A 6,368-nucleotide genomic window follows, 5' to 3' on the forward strand; every position below is an offset into this window, starting at 1 on the left:
GTACCACATAATTGGGGTCGATAATTATTTTTGAGGGATTCGTTATGAATAAACTAAAAGGCGGTGGCTCACTTCCACCACGTCCATCGCTACCACAACTTTTAAAAGGTTTCATTGGAGGAACACTTGGGATTCTGTGTTTGTGCCTTCTTGGTCAGTACTCAGGCGTACCTTGGCTTATGGCACCATTTGGAGCGACATGCGTTATCTTGTTTGCTGCACCGCAATCCCCTCTTGCACAACCAAGAAATGTTATCTTAGGTCACTTGATTGCTTCTTCTGTTGGCCTAGCAGCACTATACACATTAGGTGACTCATACATTGTTATGTCTTTATCAGTCGGCGTCGCCATCATGGCAATGCAAGCCTTCCGTGCGGTACACCCACCAGCTGGAGCGAACCCAATTATCATTATTCTTGCAGGCAAATCTGTCGTAGGTCTGAGCTTTTTATTCACTCCAGTGCTTGTCGGAAGCGTACTCTTAGTGATTACCGCATCCATTGTAAACAACTATGGTGCAAAAGATGGCTGGCCTGTCTACTGGCATGGATTGGGTAAAAAACAAGACTAATGGCTATGCCTCAACGACATAGGTAACATATCGATAGCAAAGACACTGGATTGGTCGTTGCGATAAAATATCTGTCAAAAAATGGCCTTCCAATTAGGAAAGCCATTTTTCTTTATATTGCTTCACCTATCACTTAACGGCTGCGCTTAGCCATCCATAAATTGGCTGTTGGCGTAGGCTTTGACGTTGGCGATGTGTTGATCCAACCACATGGACGGGGTGTCTAGTCCGAGGGCTTTTTCTTGGTAAAAGCGAATGGTTTCGATCATTTTGCTGACTTCATAAATAGGCAGCACCATTGGTTCTTCGTTCAACCCCATGGACTTGACGGCTCGGTTTGCTTCACGGTATTGGTCTAGGTCGCTTTGTTTGACCTTGGGTTCAACGAGCAAGCTCGCCGTTTGATGTGACCTATCCTCTTTAGGAGGAATGTAGCGGTTTTGTGGGGTATCACAGTGTCTAAGGTAGTCACTGGCTTGTTGGGCTAGGTCGCCCTCTTCTTCCATCGCCATTTCATAGGCCATGTCCAAACGAATGAAATAGTCCTTGGTTTTCTGCACGGCGGCGCTGGTGTCTGGCGTGGGACGAATCAGGTTATCGACGATAATGAAATCTTCCCCGCGCACAAAATACAGCTTGGAACTGCTGGTTTTCACCCAGTGGAAAAAGTCGCGGTCAAGTTGCAGAAAGGTATAAAGATCACGGGCGCTGACCGTGTCCGTGGGTTGTCCGTTGAGTAAACAGGTATAGAGAGGAATCCGTTTAATAGCCATAGTTGGCCTCCTTTGGTCTAAATTAGACCACCTTAATAAGGTCTCAAACTTATTAAGGTGGTGGGTCTAAATTCAGGTTGAGACTACCGCCCAAAGACACGGCCTAGCCGAAGCTAGCCCGAATAAAGACCCACCATAACAGGTGGACTCCGGCCATAAAAAAACACGCGGTGCGTGTTTAAAGCCGCTTTGGTAAAACGGGGTCTCAATCCCGACACTGGATTTTGCCAGTGCAAGAGGAATGCTAGAGTAAAACGCAGAAAGGGTCAATGGACGGGGTTGTTGTTATCGCCGTTACAGGATTCACTTTTGTTGCGACTGAAGAAAAATGACATTCCGACTCGAAACTATCGCCTACCTCGCTGGAATGTCATTTCCCTTCGAGACTTGACGACAACGGTTATTAAAAGGGGTCATCACCCTTAAACGCCCACGCAGGTGGGAACTATAGACAACATTGATTTTTAAGGGTTTTGACCCCTTTTAGGTAGTTGGAGGTACCGTGAACGGTTAAAACATCTGAGGCATTAGTTGGGTTGGTCGTTTCAGTAAAATGACATTCCTACTCGAAACTAACGCCTACCTCGCTGGAATGTCATTTTGCTTCAAAGCTGGTATGCGATGATAGCCAAGAGCGAATAAAGAGACTTAAAAAAGCCAATAACTTGATATGACTGGCTTTAGGAAATAGATAAATGTTAGATTTTAAATCAACCAGCCCACCGTTTTAATGCAGCCGACTCTATCAAATCTTTGACATATAAGGGTTTTAATAAATCATTCTTCCTAAAAACAAGCTTCCAGATAGAGAAAATAGGATTAAAACTAGATTCCTGAACAAAATACTCACTAGCACTAAATGACGTCATGTCCACATTGAAGCGCTTAGAAAAAGAATCAATAAGCTCGATACCATCGTCCCCTTCAATATGTAAGTCTTTGACCAATTCTGAATCATTTTTTATTTTACTCAAATCAATAGAGCAAAACTCTGATAAATACACAGTAACGCTTGAGGCAATATCTTCATTTTTTTCAATCATATTTATTACTACCACTACCTAATATCATTTATACAAGACACAGTACAAGCACCGATACTCACGCCGTCATATAGCAACAAACCCTGGCCAACCACTGGGACAAAGCGACCAAGTGCTCTTCCTACTACTGGTGTTGCAGACCTGAGGTGTCCTATTCGCGGAGTAGGTATTTGCCTTCCCAATCGATGAGGAAATTTCTCTGATAAAAATTTAGAGGCCGGAGACGTTCCCTTTGAAGCATTGCCCATCTGAAACGGCTTAGATAAAATAGGAGACCCCGCAACAGTTAGCCCCCCACCGACTATTGTTTGAAATCCAAATTGTTCAGCAGAACAAGTAGACAAACATTGCAGTGGAGTATTGCTGGGACGGTACATCGCCTGCCTTGCCGCCTGAGCCGCCGCTTCTAACCTTGCAGCGTAGATACGCGCTTCCTCAGCCAATCTATTCAACTCAGCAATCCGCGCAGCCTCTTTTAGTTGAGCGGCCAACGCGTCTTTTCTGGCCTGTTCCGCTCTGGCCGCGGCATCATCACTCGAATTAGTCACAGTGGTATTCGATCCAGAACCACTACCACTGTCTCTATCATCACTGGCAAAGGTACCACCATTATTAGCACTTCCTGGATCCCATTTCACACCACTTGGATATCCATAAGAGGAAACATTACTCGAACCACCATCACCACTCCCCCCAGAGCTGCTACTTGAGCTTGACCCGCTTCCGCCATTCCAAGAAGAATCTGGCTGGGAATTAGAGTAATCATCAATAAAACCGCTTGGATCTGTGATAGCTAAAGGGTTGTTCCATGCATAGGTATAGCGGTTGTAGTCTTGCAAATACATCGGCGCTTGGATTATCGGATCCGCACTAATAAACCGTGCTATCTCTGGGTCGTAGACACGTCCGTTCATGTGGATGAGGCCGACGTTGTCTAGGTGTTCGTGTCCGGTGAAGCCCCTTGGGGTGAGGAAGTTCGCTAGGTCGAGGAGTGCCAGCGGTTGTGCTTCGATGATGGGCAGTTCCAAGCGTTTGCCCCATGGGTCATAGAACAGGCGTTTGACCGTGCCTGCGTCGCTGATAGTGGCGATGAGGCTGCCGAGGTGGTCGCGCACTGTGTAGTTGAGGCGTGCGGCGTTGTCGTCCACTTTTTCCACAATGGCGGAGTCGCCAATCTGGATGCGGTGGTAGGTCTGGCCGTCACGGATTTCTTTTTCGTAACCGCCGATGTAATAGACGGTTTTGTCTAGGGTGCCGGAGGTGGTTTGCTTATAGCGTTGCTGATCCGGCCCGTAGGAGAAATAGCTGGTTTCACCGTGTTGTTGGATGCGAGTCGGTTTGTTGAAGCTGCTGTAGGTGATTTGTCGGTCATCGCCACTGAGCATGTTGCCGTTGTGGTCGTAGCAATAATCGCCTCGTCCGTCGATTGAGCTGACCGCGTGCGGCCCGGCTGGTACGCTGCATTGGTCATGTTGAGAGACATTGTTGTAGCTGTAGTCTCCCACGTCGGTTTTTTGCAGTATGTTGCCAAGGGCGTCGTAGTCGAGAGACACGGTGCCGTAGTCCGCGCCGACCACGGTGGTCGTGGTGCTTTTCAGTCGGCTCAGGCTGTCGTAGGTGTAACCAAAGACCACGCCGTTGGTGTAGTCTGTCTGCATTCTCAGGTTACCGGTTTTCGACCAGTCGTAGTTGATCAAGGCAACGGTTTTATTATTGTTGATGACGTTGATTTGACGAACTTGGTCTTCCCCGTCTTCGTAGTATTTGACGCTCTGGATCTGGCCGTTGTTCATCGCCATGTTTTCCAGCTGGCCTCGGGCGTTGAAGCCTTTGGCCTCCCAGATAACCGTGTCGTCGTGGCGCACCTTGCTGGCGAAGCCCAATAAGCTATGGTAGTCGGTTTGCGTGGTGTAGCCCGTTGGGTATTGGGTGCTGATCAAACGCCCCGTGTTGTCGTAGCTGTGGCGGTAGGTGTAATCCAAGCCCTCGATGGTGGTAGTGGATTGGGCGAGCTGGCCTGCTGTTGTGTAGACATAGGATTCCGTTAGCCCGTGACCAGATTTTTCACACAATTGACCAATGCCGTTGGCGCAGTTGTCGTAGCGCCACGTGCTGGTGCCTTCTGGCGCAGTTTGAGAGATTTTTCGCCCTAACGCATCATAGGCGTAGGTCGTCACATTGCCATTGGCATCGGTTTGGGATTTGAGGTTACCGTTCACATAATACTGGTAGGTCCACACGCCTTGGTCTGGGTCGTCCATTTGGATTTTACGCCCCAACACATCGTAACCAATAAGAATCTGGTTTTGCTCTGGGTCGGTGGTACGGGTCAGTTGACCGAAGGCGTTGTATTGGAATTGCATCGCGTTGCCATCGTTGTCGACCGTTTCCATGGTTTGCCCAAGGGCGTTTTTGACTTCCCGCTTCTGCAAGGTACCGTCTGCGGTTTGCAGTTCGACCGTGGTGTCGCGGCCATTAAAACGCTGAATACGCACGTTGCCATTGGCTTGGGTTTCTTTCACGATGCGATTCAACACATCGTATTCTTTGCTGCTGTAAAGTGGGCTATCTCCTTCGTAATAGGGTAACGAGGTTTTAATTTCTCGACCCAGTGCATCGTATTGCACGGTTTGGTAGAGGGCCGTCACATAGTCTTCTCGCAGCCCGGAACCGTGGGTTGCCACTACCCTGTGTCGTGCATCGTAATAGGCGATGGAATCCGCTTGGTTGGTTTGGGTTTGGGTGACTTTATATTTGGCCCTAGCCACACCGTCACAGGCGTCACACCAAGCGTAAGTCCAGGCCGTGGTTTGGTTCAGACTGGTTTGCGACGCTTTACTCCCCATGGAATCGTAAGTGAGCGTGGTTTCCACCCCATTGATGGCGATGGCCTTGGTGGGTAACCAAGGGAAACGCGCATCCGAGTATTGGTAGGATTGCGTGTGATCCAGTACATTGCTGGTCGATAACAGATTATAGGGCGCGAGATCGCTGTAGCTCGACGTAGTGCTGTTGGTGGCAATGTCACCGCCATTCACCGTCACCGACGTTTGCTGACCACGGCCATTGTAGGCGTATTCTGTCACCAAACGCAGGGCACCGTCCGGTTCGCTAATCGAGGTTTTAAGCAGGCCCGTATTGGTATGGTAATCAAAGGTTTGCGTGCGCGTCTGTTGATTCGCCTGATCAAAGGGCAAGATGTTATTGTAGACTTCCGACGTCACGGTTTGGCGTTGCAGCATGGGCGGACGGTTCGCCACATAACCCGCATAGTAATACGTGTTCTGGGTGGTGCTTTGTTGGATCTTGCCAGACAGCGCGGCACAACTCACCGGCCCATTGCTTAACCCGGGATCCGTCTCCGCCACACAGGTGGTGCTGGAATCTTTCACATAATCAAAACCAGAGTGCAAGCTATAGCTACGATCCGTGCTTTCGACACTGGTCACCGCATTGGTTAAATCCCGCTTTACGGTGGTACTGGTATCCGCGTAAGTGAAAAACACCCCGTCTTTTTGCAAAGTACTATAACTATTCAGCGTATGGGATAACTCGACACCATTGTAGGTTTGCGTGGTCTCCAACGGCCGATGGGTATTGCGGTTCTGCCAATCCTGCGAATAACGCGTGGTCGTCACCACGCCCGTCGTGTTGTTGGTTTTAGTGATGGACTCAAAACCCAAATCCCCCAAACCCTGTAAATGAGAGCGCTTGCCTTGGTAATGATAGGACAGACTATTTTCACCACCGATGCCATCGGATTGAGAGAGTTTAGACACAAGTAATTGAGGTTTTGACTCTGAGGATAAAGGAACTAGTTCAGTCCCAGAAAATGCATTTATAGTTTCATACTCAAATATGGCTCGTTTAATCAGGCCATCGTGAACAGAAATTAATTTATTAGTACTCTGATCACCTGTGGTTAACCATGTCGTGGTGCCTGCCATTCCACTTGCATAATTATAAATTTCCGTAATGTC

The 6,368-nt window shown here is 48.5% G+C and carries 4 protein-coding genes; 1 reads left to right on the forward strand and 3 read right to left on the reverse strand.

What is annotated here, in order from left to right; genetic code table 11:
• The first annotated feature begins 44 nt into the window (after positions 1–44).
• The gene (locus tag I8J31_RS18460; protein WP_199470058.1) at positions 45–572 is read left to right on the forward strand and encodes an HPP family protein; all 528 of its coding nucleotides are present in this window, start codon (positions 45–47) and stop codon (positions 570–572) included.
• A 146-nt stretch (positions 573–718) separates the two neighbouring features.
• On the opposite strand, the gene I8J31_RS18465 is transcribed toward I8J31_RS18460, so the two are convergent.
• The 3 genes from I8J31_RS18465 to I8J31_RS18475 all read right to left on the reverse strand — a co-directional run.
• Positions 719–1,345 (reverse strand): antA/AntB antirepressor family protein, encoded by a 627-nt coding sequence (locus I8J31_RS18465; protein ID WP_199470059.1) that lies wholly within the window; start codon positions 1,343–1,345, stop codon positions 719–721.
• A gap of 710 nt (positions 1,346–2,055) precedes the next feature.
• The gene (locus tag I8J31_RS18470; RefSeq protein ID WP_199470060.1) at positions 2,056–2,388 is read right to left on the reverse strand and encodes a DUF1493 family protein; all 333 of its coding nucleotides are present in this window, start codon (positions 2,386–2,388) and stop codon (positions 2,056–2,058) included.
• 14 nt (positions 2,389–2,402) lie between these two features.
• Positions 2,403–6,368, reverse strand: a 3,966-nt coding sequence (locus I8J31_RS18475; protein ID WP_233402900.1) for an RHS repeat domain-containing protein, incomplete at its 5' end; no start/stop codon positions are given.

Origin of the sequence: Marinomonas transparens (assembly GCF_016463975.1) — a bacterium.
Lineage (GTDB): Bacteria > Pseudomonadota > Gammaproteobacteria > Pseudomonadales > Marinomonadaceae > Marinomonas > Marinomonas transparens.

Coding starts and splice junctions, on each gene's coding strand:
- I8J31_RS18460 (WP_199470058.1), top strand. CDS start 45: ATGAATAAACTAAAAGGCGGTGGCTCACTTCCACCACGTCCATCGCTA.
- I8J31_RS18465 (WP_199470059.1), bottom strand. CDS start 1,345: ATGGCTATTAAACGGATTCCTCTCTATACCTGTTTACTCAACGGACAA.
- I8J31_RS18470 (WP_199470060.1), bottom strand. CDS start 2,388: ATGATTGAAAAAAATGAAGATATTGCCTCAAGCGTTACTGTGTATTTA.